Source organism: Glaciecola sp. HTCC2999 (assembly GCF_000155775.1).
Classification (GTDB): domain Bacteria; phylum Pseudomonadota; class Gammaproteobacteria; order Enterobacterales; family Alteromonadaceae; genus Opacimonas.
In genome coordinates this window covers 677674-693680 of sequence record NZ_DS989810.1, presented here as the reverse complement: position 1 = coordinate 693680, position 16007 = coordinate 677674, and the positions used below count along the sequence as shown (strand labels likewise).

Below are 16007 nucleotides of genomic sequence, written 5' to 3'. Positions count from 1 at the left end.
GGCATATAATGCAAGCAACGATCGAAGATAATATTAAAGAGGAACTCGGTTTTGAGGTGAGGTACTTATCAGCGTCTGATCTTAAAGTTGCAGCTTCCATTCTATTCAACGCGTACTTTGATGATCCTCTATTTTGTAAAATCTTCGCTAAAGGTGAAGAGGGGTATGACGTTAGATTACGAGGTGCAATCCGCGAAGAGCTCAATACGTTTTGGGAAGCTAAACAACCTATAATTGGTGTATTCAAAGATGATTCACTCGTTGCAACGACTTGCCTCATTAACCCAGAACCAGAGTTCGGTCACAGTCGTTATTGGCACTGGCGTATGAAAATGCTATTAACAGCAGGATTTCTGGGCACGCAACAGTTCCTAGAAAAAGAAAAAATTGTACGCAACAAACTGCCTGATAATAATTGTCACATGATCTCGTTTATTGGCGTTCAACCGGCATTACAAGATCAAGGTATTGGCCATATTCTTTTAGCTGCGATTAACGAAGTAATTGATGCTGATGAACAATCCAATGGCGTTGCTGTATTTGCTACATTAGATAAATGTTTATCATTTTTTGACGATGGTGGATTTAAATTTATTGAAAAAGTTGCCACGCAACATATACATGGTCAAATACTATACAAGTCTAAAAAGTAATTATGCATATTTAACTACAGATGGTGTAGGAGATCTCTTACATATCTGTAGTTAATTGCCTGTTTATTCCCTCTCTATCACTGACATCTTAATATAACGTACTGTATTTATTGAATATTATTTTTGAAAAAGCAGAAGTGTTATTAGAATTCTACTCAAATTTGATGATTTAATCGTTTTTCTAACGTTAAAAAAGATTATTCTTTGTCCTGTCGAAAGGAAACGTGACTTGTCAGGATGATAAGTATGCAATGTAAGGATTTAGTCTTCGGACTGATAACTGGCAACGGAAAGTCGGTTATAGTGCAAAAAATATTGATAAGGAAATTCAAAATATTGCTTCTAGGATAGGAAGCTGGTTGTAATAGAATTTACAACTACATATAAAATGGAAAAGGATCAGCGCAGGGACTTGCGGCCAATTAAGGATTAATTGGATCAGACGGATTGATACAAATATGGACGTTGCTAGGGATGATGAATTGGCAAAGGATTGTTGAGAAGGAAGCTCAAAATACTTAAAAAGGTAGTACATGATGTACTACCTTTTTTGTTTTTATAGCATCGATTATTGTTCAACTTAAAAGACTTCAGGCTCTCTATAGACGGGTACGTCGATAGCTTTTAATTTTCCTTTATAAATACTCACAATGCCTTCATATAAAACATCATTTGCAGTAGAAAACTCCATAATATAATCAAATTGAAATCGTCTGGATTGACTTGTTTCCCGCCAATGCATTTGTTTACGAGCAATACTAACAAATACGAGTTGATGCTTTGTACAGTACTGCTGAGCGAACATACGGGCTATTTCAGCATAATCACGAACTCGCCAAAATAAACCGGCTAGTGCAATAATGCTTACCCATACCACTATATCAATTAATTCCATAACTCGTTAATGACCTTGTTGTAATGATGTGATTTTTTGTTGGCATAGTTCAGTGAGATTGGATGCTGATAATGCTTGCAAAAATGCAATTCTACATTGAGGTAACTGTACCATATCGGCAAATAACCCTTGAAAAATAGCGTCATCATGTAATGCACATTTTTCTAAAAATAAGATAGCACGATTGATGTCATTAAACAGCGCCATATGTCTAGCTGCGATCAGAATTAACCAGTCTGAAGGTAGGTATGCACGTTGTAATAAAGGGTCAATGACTTTCTTTACTATCTCTTCTGGAGCTTGTGTTAACGCACGAAGACTAGCAATAATGTGCGTTTCATTATCTTGACTTACTGCTGTATCAAAGTGTTGTTTAACTAATACAGCCAAGGGTTTATTTATCGCATAATGTTCAAGACTATTGAGTAGGTTAACTTGAAAAAGTGGAGCTAACAGAGTCCATTGTTTTTGCAATGTAGCAAATATCATCGGGTCTGATAAACGTGCTACATAATCAGCTAAGCCCTGTACACTTAATAACTGCCAATCTTGAGTGTTAGGTGCATGAATATAGTCGGAAACCGCTTGAAATCCATGTGATGGTGGATTTTTCAATAATGTTTTAGCTTTGGCATTGAAATCAGCGAGTTGTTGTTGGTTTGGAACAAATGTATAAGGATTGTCTCCTAGTTGCCCCTGCATTTTTTCTGTGTTTTCTAATTGTCTACCTAATGCTTCTATTACCTTTTCTAAAAATAGATTTCGTGCTGCTTGATTCAGTAACCCACGTTCGTCTAAAGGTAATTTAATAAACCAAATATAATGCTGAGCAGAACGTTCAGGTGACCAAAAAATACACCCTAGCCATATATGCTGTTGTCTTGGGTAAGGCGCAGGAACCCGTTGATACTCAATTTGATTCATATGTTCAGGTGTCAGCTCTCGAAATCCACGACCCATGTCGATGAACTTATATTGTGATTTTGACGCGTCAAGAAATTCGATAATGGAATTGATAGATGTAGATTGCATAAACAAGTGAGTTGTTAAGTATTTGTCCGTATAATACCGCAAAGCCCTTTTAAGACATAGTGCGATATGACCGAAGTTTCATCTCAATTACCTATAATCTACCAAGATGAGCATATCATTGCCATCAATAAACCTAGTGGTTTATTAGTGCACCGCAGTATGATTGATCGTCATGAAACTCGATTCGCGATGCAGATGGTGCGAAATATGATTGATCAACATGTTTACACCGTACATCGTCTAGATAAACCAACATCGGGTGTTTTAGTGTTTGCTTTATCCAGTGATGTCGCTCGATTAATGACGGAGCAATTTACGGAAAAGACAATTCATAAAACATACCACGCGTTAACTCGTGGTTGGACGAAGAGTCAATTTGTCGATTATGCTTTAAAAGAAAAGCTCGATAAGATCGCCGATAAAGATGCGCAACAAGATAAAGCGCCTCAAGAAGCACAGACTCACATCGCGTGTTTACAACGCTTTACTTATCCCAAAGCTGTTGGACGCTATCCTCAAGCACGTTTATCTTGGGTTGAACTTAATCCTCAGACAGGCCGTAAACATCAACTTAGAAGACATCTTGCGCATGTGCGTCATCCTATTATGGGGGATACTACCCATGGTGACGGTAAGCAAAATAAATTTATGCGTGATACCTTTAATTTTCATCATTTAGCCCTACATAATAGTAGTATGAAATTTTGTCACCCAGTGACGCAACATCCTTTAGCGCTATCTGCCCCCTTGTGGCCTGAACTAGAGCATGTCTTAGCGACACTAGCACCTTATCAAAGCGAGTAGTAAAGTATGTCAAACATCGGAATTATTGTAGGCTCAGTGTATGGTAATGCACAAAATGCCGCGGAAGAAGCACAAGCGTTCTTAACTAATCAAGGGCATGATGTTGAATTACATGTTGATCCTGATGTGAGCTTATTCGATGAACATGATAGCTTTTTAGTGGTGACTTCGACGACAGGTGTAGGTGACATACCGCCAAATTTAGAACTGTTTTATGTAGATGCAAAAGATACCTGTCCTTTGATAAATAACAAGAAATTTGCTGTGATCGCATTGGGGGATAGCTCGTATGGTGATTCATATTGCGGTGCAGGTACGCTGATGTTTGAATTATTGACTGAACTCCAAGGCACACCTATTAGTGATATGGTAGGTATTGATGCTATGGAAACATTTGAGCCAGAAGCAGATGTACTAGCATGGCTGGAAACGCATCAGTCTGAGTTTTAATTTAATATACTCATTTAAAAATAGAGACAAAAAATCCGAGTTTGCTTAATGAGCAATACTCGGATTTTTTATGTGCATCTTAAAATAAACGATGCAGTGTTAGATATTATTCCGCTTCACGAAGTAGAGCGTTAATACCTACTTTTGCACGTGTTTTAGCATCGACTTTCTTGACGATAACAGCCGCATATAAACTGTAAGTGCCACATTTGCTTGGTAATGAACCTGATACTACAACAGAGCCTGCTGGTACACGGCCGTAATGAATCTCGCCAGTTTCACGATCATAGATACGTGTGCTTTGACCAATATAAACGCCCATCGAAATGACAGCACCTTCTTCGACAACGACGCCTTCAACGATTTCAGAACGTGCACCGATAAAACAGTTATCTTCAATGATGGTAGGGTTAGCTTGTAACGGTTCTAACACTCCACCAATACCTACACCGCCAGATAAATGTACATTTTTACCAATTTGCGCGCATGAACCTACGGTTGCCCATGTATCTACCATTGTGCCCTCATCGACGAAAGCGCCAATGTTGACATAAGATGGCATTAATACGACGTTCTTACCAATGAATGTACCGGTGCGAACCGCTGCAGGAGGGACTACACGCATACCTTCTTTAGCAAAACGCTCTGTTGTGTAGTCAGTAAATTTCAACGGAACCTTATCGTAGAATTTACTTTCAGCGCCTTCAATAACGTCATTGTTATAACAACGGAAGAATAATAAGACTGCTTTTTTCAGCCACTGATGAACGACCCACTCACCATCAATTTTTTCAGCAACACGGGCTTCACCGCTGTTGAGTAAGTCAATCGCTTGATTAACCGCTGCTTTTAATTCAGCCGAAGCGGTGCTAGGAGAAATAGTGTCACGTGCATCAAAGGCACTTTCTATAATGGTTTGTAAATCACTCATAATGCTGTTTCAGTTTCCAGTTGATCGAGAGTTAAAGAAATTTGCTTTTTCAAAGCAAGTTGTAATTCAGGGCTGAGCGCATGATTATGTTCGTCACTTACGATAAAAACATCTTCAGCTCGCTCGCCGATGGTCGAGATTTTTGCCAAGCGTAAGGTCAAATTGAAATCCACAAATACATGACCAATTGATGCTAACAACCCTGGTGTATCAAGGGCTTCAAGTTCAATTAAGGTGGCGTCATCACTCGCGGAGAAAAACCTTACTTTGGTTGGTACATTTAGTTGCTTTAATCGACGAGATAATTTGCGAGAATTATGGTGTTCACGCGTTGCTTTATTTAATTGCGCCAAAATTGCTTGTTCTATTTTATAGCAACGCTCAGTAGATGCAATTTTTTCATTATCTTCATCGACGACGATAATACTATCAAATACATAACCGTCGGGTGTAATCGCAATATTAGCATCTAAAATAGATAAGTTAGCATTGTCTAAAACAGACGCTATTTGCGCAAAAACTGCCGGGCGATCTTTTCCATAAATGAGTAATTCAGTACCCGCCTTAGTCGTGTGATTTGCCATTTTGATGAGCCATCCATCTGCGTCTTCATGCACGAGTATCTGCTGGGTATGCCATGCTATTTGTATGGGTTTGAAGCGGGTGAAGTAGGGCTGTTCTAAACGATTCCATACACTATCAATTTCATTTCTCTGCCACTGTGGTTGCAGGATATCAATAGCTTCTTTTTGATGTTGCAATGCTCGTTCATTAAACGTCACTTGGCATTGTAAACCATTATCTAACGCTTTTTGAGTTAACAAATAGAGTTCTTTAAGTAACGATGATTTCCAATCATTCCACAAGCTGTCGTTGGTTGCTCGAATATCAGCAAGCGTTAATGCATAAAGCATATTAAGATGATTGTGGCTTTTTACAGCACTGGCGAAATCTGCGACTACTTCAGGATCATAAATATCTCGACGCTGGGCGACCACTGACATTAATAAATGCGACTCTACTAACCAGCTAATGACCTTAATATCGTCCGCCGTCAAACCGTGTGATTCGCCAAAGCTAAATACATCCGCCGCGCCGAGTTTTGAGTGATCACCCCCACGACCTTTGGCGATGTCGTGAAAAATACCGGCAATAAAGATCAACTCAGGTTTATCTAAGTTGCGAACAATGTTGCTACAACGTGGGAAATCTTTATTGTCTTTGTTAAAATATTGGAATAAATTTTTAATTAAACGGTGAGTATGTTCATCGACGGTATATGCATGGAATAAGTCAAATTGCATCATACCGACAATATTGTCCCATTGGGGTAGATATGCTTGCAAAATTCCGTGTAAGTGCATTACGTTCCAACCAAAGCCAAAAAACTCAGGGTGGCGCATTAACTGCATGAAAGCGGTTCGGCATTCAGGGTATTCGACCCAGTATTTATCTGAGAACTGACGACGTGCATTTCTAAGTTGACGGATACATTCATAATCGAGAGAATCGATGTCATGATTATCTGCTAATAAATGTAAAAATTGAAAAACGGCTAAAGGCGTCGCAAACACTGTTTCAGTGCGTGGTGATATTGTGTTGTCACTGACACTGAACTCGTCATTTAATATTCGCCCAGATGCTAAGGTTAAATTTAATACATCGAATTTAAAGCGTTGTAATAACATGGTATTGAGTTCAGTAACACGACGAACCACGCGAAAGAATAGTTTCATCATTCTTTCAACTGCTTTTTTATCGTCATCATTGAAACCCAGTAAATGCGCAACATCGGCTTGGTAATCAAATAAGAGTCGATTTTCACTGCGACCCGCGACTAAATGTAATGCAAAACGGATTCGCCATAACTGATGACGACAGTCTAATAATTCTTGGTGCTCCATCTCAGTGAAGTAGCCATGACCGACGAGTTCATAGCCGTCGTATTCTTGGAAGTGTTTTTTAGCAACCCACCCAATAGATTGTATGTCTCGCAAACAGCCTGGATTTTCTTTCACATTTGGTTCTAGGTTATATGAAGTACCATTAAACTTATTATGACGTTGTTGTTGTTCTTCATATTTGGCACTAAAAAATGCTTTACTTGTCCACGTTTTATCATGATTTACTTTACTTAGCATTTTATCAAATGTGGCTTTACAACCAATTAAATTTCTAGCTTCGACGATATTTGTGGCAATTGTGATATCTAATTTTGCTTGTTCAACACATTCTTTAATGCTGCGAACTGCTGAGCCAACATCTAATTTTGCATCCCATAGCAAGGTTAAGAATTGTGAAATTTTATCTGATGCGCCCCTTGGTAAACCACGTGAGCTGAGAATTAATAGATCGACATCTGAATGAGGTTGTAATTGACCCCTGCCATAACCACCCACCGCGACAAGACTGAGTTTTTTAAATTCATGCAGGCCTGCTAATTGCCAAGCGTGACAAACTAAGGCATCTACAAATGTGGCACGGCCCGTGACTAAGTCATCAACTGGAGATGTTGTAAATTCCTTTTCTAAAAAGGTATAACAATCATTAACTGCAGTTTTAAATGATACCACATCGTTAAGTGATGGAATGTCACGGACTTGTTGAATAAGTGAAGAAAAAGACATGGGAACCAGTAAAAGTGTAAATTATACGACTAGCATAAACGCTTGATAAAAAAGTGCAATGCTACGTATGTCATAGCATTACATTTATTTGCACAGATAATGCAGAACTAAGTTGCTAAAATCAGTGCTCGATGATTTTAGCAATCGTCTCATCATCACGGTGTGTGAGGATCTCAACACCGTTTTCGGTCACTAATAGTGTATGTTCCCATTGAGCCGATAAACTTCTATCTTTAGTCACTACTGTCCAATGGTCTGGTAAGATTTTGCTGTTACGTTTACCTGCATTTATCATTGGTTCAATAGTGAAGCACATACCCGCTTCTAATACTTCACCTGTTCCAGGGCGACCATAATGTACTACTTGTGGCTCCTCATGAAAGGTAGCCCCAATCCCATGGCCACAGAATTCTCGAACAATAGAATAGTTGTGTGCTTCAGCGTGTTGTTGGATAACATGACCAATATCGCCCAATGTTGTACCGGGTTTAACAATCTCAATGCCTTTATACAAACACTCTTGTGTCACTTTAATTAAGCGCTCGGCTAGAATTGATGGCTTGCCTACCACAAACATTTTGGATGAATCACCATGATAACCATCTTTAATAACCGTTACATCGATATTGACAATATCACCATCTTTTAGTTTTTTGTCACTAGGGATCCCATGGCAAATCACGTGGTTGACGGATGTACAAATTGATTTTGGAAATGGTGGATGACCATAATTCAATGGAGCAGGGATACCACCTTGAACATCAACGATATAGTTATGGCACAGTGTATTAAGTTCATCAGTTGTCGTACCTTTGACGACATATTCACCAATCATATTAAGCACTTCAGCTGCTAATTTACCGGCTACGCGCATTTTTAGGATTTCGTCTTGAGTTTTTATAATAGCGCCCACTGCACATCCTTAATTTATTATTTGAAAAAGCCCGAATGACTTGATACTTAAGATAAGGAGATATTTTACATAAAACAAGCTTAATAACCAGTTTTTCCTTGATATAAAGCCTTTAAAATGATATAAAACGCGCCGCAATTTAAAAGGATTGTTAAAACATCTTTTTTAAAATTGTATAATTCATCGGTTATGTTGATATCCATTGTTTAGTAATGGCCTTCATAATCTTATTAAATCACACATACATCGACACTGACCTCGGGGTGTCTAATTTAATAGTTCACACTATTAATGCGGATCGAGCAAAGGGATGTATGGAGGCCTAACCCCAAATTTGAGGAAAAATATCATGGCAAACGTTTCTATGCGTGACATGCTACAAGCTGGCGTACACTTCGGTCACCAAACTCGTTACTGGAACCCAAAAATGAAGCCTTTCATTTTCGGCGCTCGTAACAAAGTTCATATCATCAATCTTGAAAAAACCGTTCCTTTATTCAACAACGCATTAAACTATGTTTCTAGCGTTGCGTCTAAAAAAGGTAAAGTATTATTTGTTGGCACCAAGCGTGCTGCAGGTGAAGCTGTTAAAGAAGCAGCAATCAAGTGCGACCAATTCTACGTTAATAAACGTTGGTTAGGTGGTATGTTGACTAACTGGAAAACAGTACGTCAATCAATCAAGCGTCTTAAAGAGCTTGAAGCACAAAGCCAAGATGGTACGTTTGATAAACTTACCAAAAAAGAAGTATTAATGTTACAACGTGAAATGACTAAGCTTGAATCAAGCTTAGGTGGTATCAAAGATATGGGCGGTTTACCGGACGTTATCTTCGTTATCGATGCAGATCACGAGCACATTGCAGTTACAGAAGCACGTAACTTAGGTATTCCAGTTGTGGGTGTAGTTGATACTAACTCAAACCCAGATGGTGTTGATTACATCATCCCTGGTAATGACGATGCGATCCGTGCGATCCAGTTGTACTTAAATGCAGCGGCTGATGCTGTTATCTCTGGACGTAACACAAACATCGAAGCGCAAGCTGAAGAAGAGTTTGTAGAAGCGGCAGAATAAGTGCCTTGCGTTAGGTTGGTTTCAACCTAACGCAATTTATTATTTTAAGATTAATTATTCGAGGAAAATATCATGGCAGTGACTGCAGCCCTGGTTAAAGAACTACGTGAGCGCACTGGCGCCGGTATGTTAGATTGTAAGAAAGCGTTAGTTGAAACTGATGGTGACATCGAACTAGCGATTGAAAATATGCGTAAATCTGGTCAAGCAAAAGCCGCTAAAAAAGCAGGCCGTATTGCTGCTGAAGGTGTGATTTTAACTCACATTGAAAATGGCGTTGCGACTATGATGGAAGTTAACTGTGAAACTGACTTTGTTGCACGTGATGAAGGTTTCTTAGCATTCGGTAATAAAATTATCGGTGTTGCTGCGGCAAATAAAATCAATGATATAGAAGCATTGAATGCAGCTGAATTGGACGGCGGTACAGTACAATCTGTCCGTGATACATTGGTTGCTAAAATCGGTGAAAATATCTCTCCACGTCGCGTAATTAATGTAGAAGGTGACAACCTTGGTGCATATGTACACGGTGGTCGTATTGGTGTTGTTGCTATCCTAACTGGTGGTGATGAGGCATTAGCGAAAGACGTTGCAATGCACGTTGCAGCTGCTTCTCCACAGTTTGTTAAGCCAACTGATGTACCTGCAGAAGTCGTTGAGAAAGAAAAAGAAATTCAAATCGATATCGCCGTACAATCAGGCAAGCCTGCAGATATCGCTGAAAAAATGGTAGCTGGTCGTATGAAGAAATTCACTGGCGAAATCAGCTTAACAGGTCAGCCATTCATTAAAGATCCTTCACAATCTGTGGGTGATTTATTGAAGAGTAACGGCGCTGATGTAGTTAACTTTATCCGCTTTGAAGTGGGTGAAGGAATTGAGAAGAAGACTGAAGATTTTGCTGCAGAAGTTGCTGCTCAAATGGAAGCTGCAAAGAAATAATTGCACTTGGATCTTTTTCATCCGTGAAACATCGGATACACTAAGAGCACTTCCTCTGGAGGTGCTTTTTCATATCTGTCTGCACAGCTTTCAGAGTTACTACAATAAATTATTCGTACTACAGGAAAACACTCATGAGTATCGCTCCAAAACCTGCTTATCGTCGTATCTTACTCAAACTCAGTGGTGAAGCCTTACAAGGTGAAGGTGAGTTTGGTATAGATCCTCTAGTGCTTAATCGAATGGCTCAAGAAATCAAAGAGTTAGTTGAGATGGGTGTCCAAGTTGGCTTGGTCATCGGCGGTGGTAATTTATTTCGTGGTGAAGGCCTAGCGAAATCAGGTATGAACCGAGTTGTCGGTGATCATATGGGAATGCTTGCCACGGTGATGAATGGATTAGCAATGCGAGATGCTTTACATCGAGCATTTGTGAATGCACGTCTGATGTCTGCTATTCCACTCAATGGCGTATGTGATGCATACAACTGGGCGGAAGCGATTAGTTCGCTTAAATCCGGCCGTGTTGTTATATTCTCTGCTGGTACAGGTAATCCCTTTTTCACGACTGACTCTGCGGCATGTTTACGTGGCATCGAAATTGAAGCGGATGCAGTATTAAAAGCGACTAAAGTGGATGGCGTATTCACTTCTGATCCGGCCAAAGATCCTGATGCTCAATTGATAAAACAAATCACATACCAAGAAGTATTAGAAAAAGAATTAAAGGTGATGGATTTATCTGCGTTCACCTTAGCACGCGACCATTCATTACCGATCCGTGTATTTAACATGAATACACCAGGAACATTAAGACGTGTGGTATTAGGTGAAGCTGAAGGCACATTAATTACCCACGCAGACAATTTAGAAAATTAGGAATAAATAAATGATTGATGAAATTGAATTAGACGCACAAGATCGAATGGAAAAAAGCGTTAGTGCATTAAAATCTCAATTGGCAAAAATCCGTACCGGTAGAGCTCATCCCAGCTTGTTAGATAGTATTGTTGTTAACTATTATGGTGCTGATACTCCACTTAAGCAATTAGCTAATATTATTGCTGAAGATAGTCGTACATTAGCTTTATCTGTATTTGATAAATCTGCTATCCAAGCCGTCGAGAAAGCGATTATGTCTTCTGATCTAGGTTTAAACCCAATGAGTGCTGGTGGCGCTATTCGCATCCCGTTACCGCCACTCACAGAAGAACGTCGTAAAGATCTGATAAAAGTGGCACGTGGTGAAGCTGAAAATGGTCGTGTAGCAGTACGTAACATTCGTCGAGATGCTAATTCTGACATTAAAGATTTACTTAAAGACAAAGACATCTCAGAGGATCAAGCTCGCGCGGGTGAAGAAAATATTCAATCTTTAACTAATGACTTTATTAAGCAAGTAGATGAGCTGTTAAGTGTCAAAGAAAAAGAGTTGATGGAAATTTAAGGATTATGGATACCTTAAACAAGGATGATAGCGGCTCAGATCAGACGCCTAAGATGCCAGAGCATGTTGCCATCATTATGGATGGCAACGGTCGCTGGGCTAAGCAAAAGGGAAAATTACGCACATTTGGGCATAAAGCAGGCGTTGAGTCTGTTCGCGCTTCAGTGCGTTTTGCTCGTACTCATAAAATCACAGCATTAACATTATTTGCATTTAGCTCTGAGAACTGGAAACGCCCTCAGGATGAAGTGTCAGTGTTAATGAAACTATTTAAACTGGTGTTAACCAGTGAAGTTAAGAAACTCCACGCAAATGGTGTACGCCTGAAAGTGGTGGGAGACTTATCTCCTTTTGATCCAAAACTAGTTCAAAAAATCAAAGATGCTGAAGCATTGACTCAACATAATACTGAGTTACATCTCAATATAGCTGCAAACTATGGAGGGCGTTGGGATATAGTGAATGCAGCACAATCTCTCGCTCAGCAAGTTGCTTCAGGTAAATTGAATCCTGAAGACATAAATGAGACATCATTTAATGCCAACACTGCTTTTGCTGATTTACCAGCATTAGATTTACTAATCCGCACCGGTGGTGAAAAACGAATTTCTAATTTTCTACTATGGCAGTGTGCATACTCCGAATTTTATTTTACTGATACGTTATGGCCAGATTTTAATGAAAATAGTTTCCTTGATGCGGTCATCAGCTTTAATGAACGACAACGTCGTTTCGGTAAAATCTCAGAACAGGTCATTTAATTCGCTATGTTAAAACAACGTATCATCACTGCGCTAATCTTAGCGCCTGCAGCTTTACTCGCGATTCTGTTTCTATCTGTTGACACATTTCAGTTCGTGGTAGCAGTGGTAATGGGACTGGGTGCCTATGAGTGGGGAAATATGTCGGGTCTCATTCAACGAAGAATGAAACTGATATTTACCATAATCATCACTGCTTTATGTATTGGATTGAGTATATGGGTGCCAGCCAGTGAAATTTGGGTGCAGGGTGAGTTGCATCTTGTATTTTATTGGGTTTTAGCGCTTGCTAGCGCATGGTGGGCCTATTCGTTGGTGATGATATTGTTATACCCAAAAGCGAGTGCTTTTTGGCAACATTCACACCTGATTCGTAATTTATTCGGTGTGTTTACTCTCGTTCCAACCTATGTCGCCATCGTTACCTTACGTTCTAGTCTATTTGATGTGGATCCATTTTACGGTGCATCATTAATTTTTTATGTGTTAGGTATTGTATGGGCCGCTGATATAGGCGCATTCTTCGTAGGTGTTAAATTTGGTCGTACTAAGTTACGTCCAAATGTATCACCGGGTAAAACGTTTGAGGGGCTTGCCGGTGGCGTCGCCGCATCGATGGCAATTATTGCGTTTGCGGCGTTACATTATCAAGTTGAAACTAAGTCAATTACATTGCATATCTTAATTGGTGTGATCACGGTGGGTGTATCAGCATTAGGTGATTTAAATGAAAGTATGTTTAAACGCTGTGCCGGAATTAAAGATAGTGGTCGTATTTTACCAGGTCATGGCGGCATATTAGACCGTATAGATAGTTTAACTGCGGCCTTTCCAGTCTTTACATTTTGTTATGTGGTATGGATGGCATAATGCAAACCCTGACTATTTTAGGTGCAACAGGCTCAATCGGAAAAAATACGCTTGATGTAGTGAAGCGTCATAATGATAAATACCGAGTTTACGCGTTAACTGCTAATTCAGATTATGAAACACTGTTGTTGCAAGCCAGAGATGTTAATGCTCAGCATGTTGTTTTGGCGGATGTTTCTGTACAAAATGAAGCGTTAGCATTAGCCGCTTCAATGGAATTGGACGTACAATGTCATTTTGGTGTTGATGCATTAGTGAAAGTATCTAATGACAATAAAGTAGACACCGTGATGGCTGCAATCGTCGGTGCTGCTGGACTCATACCTACATTTGCCGCTGTTGCAGCAGGAAAGCGTGTGTTATTAGCAAATAAAGAAGCACTCGTGATGTCTGGTGAACTGTTTATTGCCAAAGCCAATGAATGTGGTGCAACAATTTTACCTATCGATAGTGAGCATAATGCCATTTTTCAGTGTCTTCCTCATTCTTTTAAATATGGTGATTTAGCTGCAAGTGGTATAAGTAAAGTGCTATTAACAGGATCAGGCGGTCCATTTTTAGAGACGGACTTAGCGCTATTTGATGCCATTACTCCAGCACAAGCATGTGCTCATCCTAATTGGGATATGGGCCAAAAAATTTCAATAGATTCTGCGACGATGATGAATAAAGGGTTAGAGTTTATTGAGGCGCGTTGGTTGTTTGGCTTAGATAATGATGATATTGACATCGTCTTGCATCCTCAATCGACAATTCATTCTATGGTGCAGTATGTCGATGGCTCAGTGATTGCACAGATGGGAGCGCCTGATATGCGCACCCCAATTGCCCATGCGCTCGCTTATCCTGTCAGGATTAAAAGTGGTGTTAACCCTTTAGACTTTAATCAATTACGTGATTTTACGTTTTCTACACCCTGTCCTGAACGTTATCCTAATTTATATTTAGCATTGCGCGCTGCTCGTATGGGACAGTCGGCATGTACGACATTAAACGCCGCGAATGAAATAAATGTGGCTGCTTTTCTAGCTGGGCATATTTCATTCACTGATATTGCTAGGTGTAACGCGCAAGTATTAGATGCCCATGAGATATCCTCGCTAACGACGATTGAACAAGTGATTCAATGTGACCAAAATGCACGAGAAGTCGCCCAATCTGCTATTTTGGAATTATCATGATCGCGATTCTCTGGAATATACTGTCATTCATCATTGCCTTAGGTATTTTAGTGGCTGTGCATGAGTGGGGTCATTTTTATATCGCTAGGAAGTGTGGGGTGAAGGTACTTCGTTTTTCTATCGGTTTTGGTAAAGTGATATGGCGTCGTCATGATCGTCACGGTACGGAGTTTGCTATTGCAGCCATTCCGCTTGGTGGTTATGTTAAAATGTTAGACGAACGTGTTGATCAAGTACCACCTGAGTTACAACAACAAAGCTTTAATCAAAAAACAGTACGACAACGCTTTGCGATTGTTGCAGCCGGTCCAGTCGTTAATTTTATCTTTGCTATCTTAGTATTAACTTTGATGTATTTAGTTGGGGTAACCAGTTTGCAACCAGTGGTTGGCTCTGTTTCTGACGGCACTATTGCTGAGCGAGCCGGTTTAGAAACTGGGATGCAGATTACCCATGTAGGCGACCGAAGTGTGAAAGATTGGGAAGCCATTAGTTTAGAGCTTGTCGCTGCTATTGGTCATGAAAGCATCGACATACTAGTGGTTGACACAGGCTTAGAGCAAAATGACGGAATATCCGGGCGTTTTTATCAGCACGATGATGCAGATAATAACTTACCACCAAGAACACTAACGTTGTTCTTAAACAATTGGGAGTTTGCTCCCGATAAGCAGTCAGCAATGGACAGCCTTGGATTTGAACCCTACCGTCCAGAACCGACCATGGACATTGGTTTTGTGTCGGCTGATAGTCCGGCGGCTAGAGCGGGTGTTCTGGTAGGTGATAAAATATTACAAATTGATGGAACTCTTTTAGCAAATTGGGAACAAACAGTTGCGTATATAAAAGCGCGCCCAAGCCAAGATATTGAAATAACTATCGGACGAGAGGGTAAGGTTGAGCGTTTGTATGCTACTTTAGGTGCTCAACAAACAGAAAACGGACGGATAGGTATTTTAGGAGTCAGTCCAACATTTAAACCATGGCCTGAAGGTATGGTTTATGAACAGCGTTTTAATATTTTAGATGCTATGTTCCTCGGGATGGATAAGACATGGCGTTTAATGACACTGAGCGTAGATATGATTGGAAAACTCTTCACTGGCGATGTGTCGGTTAAGAGTTTAAGCGGTCCGGTTTCAATAGCACAAGGCGCTGGTGCTAGTGCAAGTTATGGGCTTGTTTACTTTTTAAGCTTTTTGGCACTGATCAGTGTTAACTTGGGTATCATTAATTTGTTCCCATTACCCATGTTAGATGGTGGTCATTTAATGTACTACTTAGTAGAAATGGTCACAGGAAAGCCAGTATCAGAAGAGGTTCAAGAAATTGGCTTTCGTTTTGGTGCGGTCATTTTATTTAGTTTAATGAGCATTGCGATATATAATGACATCATGCGCATCACTTAATTTTGCTCAATG

General features: G+C 39.9%; 16 protein-coding genes. 11 read left to right on the top strand and 5 right to left on the bottom strand.

Annotation, left to right across the window (positions count from 1 at the left end; genetic code table 11):
• Nucleotides 1-8 precede the first annotated feature (8 nt).
• Nucleotides 9-653 (top strand): hypothetical protein, encoded by a 645-nt coding sequence (locus tag G2999_RS03005; RefSeq protein WP_010178578.1) that lies wholly within the window; start codon nt 9-11, stop codon nt 651-653.
• Between the two features lie 580 nt (nt 654-1233).
• Here G2999_RS03005 and G2999_RS11695 read toward each other — a convergent pair.
• A complete protein-coding gene (locus G2999_RS11695) occupies nt 1234-1548 on the bottom strand; it encodes a DUF3301 domain-containing protein (RefSeq protein WP_010178574.1) in 315 nt (104 codons plus the stop codon).
• 6 nt (nt 1549-1554) lie between these two features.
• On the bottom strand, nt 1555-2580 hold the full coding sequence (locus G2999_RS11690; RefSeq protein WP_050751006.1) for a DUF3549 family protein: 1026 nt from the start codon (nt 2578-2580) through the stop codon (nt 1555-1557).
• A gap of 66 nt (nt 2581-2646) precedes the next feature.
• On the opposite strand from G2999_RS11690, the gene truC reads away from it, so the two are divergent.
• Both truC and G2999_RS02985 read left to right on the top strand, forming a co-directional pair.
• Complete coding sequence (gene truC / locus G2999_RS02990; RefSeq protein WP_010178570.1) at nt 2647-3384, top strand: tRNA pseudouridine(65) synthase TruC; 738 nt, start codon at nt 2647-2649, stop codon at nt 3382-3384.
• Between the two features lie 6 nt (nt 3385-3390).
• A complete protein-coding gene (locus G2999_RS02985; protein WP_010178569.1) occupies nt 3391-3834 on the top strand; it encodes a flavodoxin domain-containing protein in 444 nt (147 codons plus the stop codon).
• 106 nt (nt 3835-3940) lie between these two features.
• On the opposite strand, the gene dapD is transcribed toward G2999_RS02985, so the two are convergent.
• The 3 genes from dapD to map all read right to left on the bottom strand — a co-directional run bounded on the left by dapD (nt 3941) and on the right by map (nt 8305).
• Nucleotides 3941-4765, bottom strand: a complete 825-nt coding sequence (dapD, locus tag G2999_RS02980; RefSeq protein ID WP_010178568.1) for a 2,3,4,5-tetrahydropyridine-2,6-dicarboxylate N-succinyltransferase — start codon at nt 4763-4765, stop codon at nt 3941-3943.
• Complete coding sequence (gene glnD, locus G2999_RS02975) at nt 4762-7392, bottom strand: [protein-PII] uridylyltransferase (protein ID WP_010178567.1); 2631 nt, start codon at nt 7390-7392, stop codon at nt 4762-4764. The genes dapD and glnD overlap by 4 nt, the downstream gene beginning before the upstream one ends.
• 121 nt (nt 7393-7513) lie before the next feature.
• On the bottom strand, nt 7514-8305 hold the full coding sequence (gene map / locus G2999_RS02970) for a type I methionyl aminopeptidase (protein ID WP_010178566.1): 792 nt from the start codon (nt 8303-8305) through the stop codon (nt 7514-7516).
• A 349-nt stretch (nt 8306-8654) separates the two neighbouring features.
• Here map and rpsB point away from each other — a divergent pair, with 349 nt between their 5' ends.
• From rpsB to rseP, 8 genes are all read left to right on the top strand, one after another.
• Nucleotides 8655-9383 (top strand): 30S ribosomal protein S2, encoded by a 729-nt coding sequence (gene rpsB / locus G2999_RS02960; protein ID WP_010178564.1) that lies wholly within the window; start codon nt 8655-8657, stop codon nt 9381-9383.
• Between the two features lie 72 nt (nt 9384-9455).
• Nucleotides 9456-10328, top strand: a complete 873-nt coding sequence (gene tsf / locus G2999_RS02955) for a translation elongation factor Ts (protein ID WP_010178563.1) — start codon at nt 9456-9458, stop codon at nt 10326-10328.
• 134 nt (nt 10329-10462) lie between these two features.
• A complete protein-coding gene (gene pyrH, locus G2999_RS02950) occupies nt 10463-11206 on the top strand; it encodes a UMP kinase (RefSeq protein WP_010178562.1) in 744 nt (247 codons plus the stop codon).
• Between the two features lie 10 nt (nt 11207-11216).
• Complete coding sequence (gene frr, locus G2999_RS02945) at nt 11217-11774, top strand: ribosome recycling factor (protein ID WP_010178561.1); 558 nt, start codon at nt 11217-11219, stop codon at nt 11772-11774.
• Between the two features lie 5 nt (nt 11775-11779).
• Nucleotides 11780-12535, top strand: coding sequence for a polyprenyl diphosphate synthase (gene uppS / locus G2999_RS02940; RefSeq protein WP_010178560.1), 756 nt, complete (start codon nt 11780-11782; stop codon nt 12533-12535).
• 6 nt (nt 12536-12541) lie between these two features.
• Nucleotides 12542-13405, top strand: a complete 864-nt coding sequence (locus tag G2999_RS02935; RefSeq protein WP_010178559.1) for a phosphatidate cytidylyltransferase — start codon at nt 12542-12544, stop codon at nt 13403-13405.
• Entirely contained in the window at nt 13405-14586 is a 1182-nt protein-coding gene (ispC, locus tag G2999_RS02930; protein ID WP_010178558.1) for a 1-deoxy-D-xylulose-5-phosphate reductoisomerase, read from the top strand. The genes G2999_RS02935 and ispC overlap by 1 nt, the downstream gene beginning before the upstream one ends.
• The gene (gene rseP / locus G2999_RS02925) at nt 14583-15995 is read left to right on the top strand and encodes a sigma E protease regulator RseP (RefSeq protein ID WP_010178556.1); all 1413 of its coding nucleotides are present in this window, start codon (nt 14583-14585) and stop codon (nt 15993-15995) included. The genes ispC and rseP overlap by 4 nt, the downstream gene beginning before the upstream one ends.
• Nucleotides 15996-16007: the final 12 nt, after the last annotated feature.

Excerpts from the sequence above, each read along its gene's own strand:
- G2999_RS11695 (WP_010178574.1), bottom strand. The coding sequence starts at position 1,548 with ATGGAATTAATTGATATAGTGGTATGGGTAAGCATTATTGCACTAGCC.
- dapD (WP_010178568.1), bottom strand. The coding sequence starts at position 4,765 with ATGAGTGATTTACAAACCATTATAGAAAGTGCCTTTGATGCACGTGAC.
- uppS (WP_010178560.1), top strand. The coding sequence starts at position 11,780 with ATGGATACCTTAAACAAGGATGATAGCGGCTCAGATCAGACGCCTAAG.
- G2999_RS11690 (WP_050751006.1), bottom strand. The coding sequence starts at position 2,580 with ATGCAATCTACATCTATCAATTCCATTATCGAATTTCTTGACGCGTCA.
- glnD (WP_010178567.1), bottom strand. The coding sequence starts at position 7,392 with ATGTCTTTTTCTTCACTTATTCAACAAGTCCGTGACATTCCATCACTT.
- G2999_RS02985 (WP_010178569.1), top strand. The coding sequence starts at position 3,391 with ATGTCAAACATCGGAATTATTGTAGGCTCAGTGTATGGTAATGCACAA.
- G2999_RS02935 (WP_010178559.1), top strand. The coding sequence starts at position 12,542 with ATGTTAAAACAACGTATCATCACTGCGCTAATCTTAGCGCCTGCAGCT.
- tsf (WP_010178563.1), top strand. The coding sequence starts at position 9,456 with ATGGCAGTGACTGCAGCCCTGGTTAAAGAACTACGTGAGCGCACTGGC.
- rseP (WP_010178556.1), top strand. The coding sequence starts at position 14,583 with ATGATCGCGATTCTCTGGAATATACTGTCATTCATCATTGCCTTAGGT.
- rpsB (WP_010178564.1), top strand. The coding sequence starts at position 8,655 with ATGGCAAACGTTTCTATGCGTGACATGCTACAAGCTGGCGTACACTTC.
- truC (WP_010178570.1), top strand. The coding sequence starts at position 2,647 with ATGACCGAAGTTTCATCTCAATTACCTATAATCTACCAAGATGAGCAT.
- frr (WP_010178561.1), top strand. The coding sequence starts at position 11,217 with ATGATTGATGAAATTGAATTAGACGCACAAGATCGAATGGAAAAAAGC.
- ispC (WP_010178558.1), top strand. The coding sequence starts at position 13,405 with ATGCAAACCCTGACTATTTTAGGTGCAACAGGCTCAATCGGAAAAAAT.
- G2999_RS03005 (WP_010178578.1), top strand. The coding sequence starts at position 9 with ATGCAAGCAACGATCGAAGATAATATTAAAGAGGAACTCGGTTTTGAG.
- pyrH (WP_010178562.1), top strand. The coding sequence starts at position 10,463 with ATGAGTATCGCTCCAAAACCTGCTTATCGTCGTATCTTACTCAAACTC.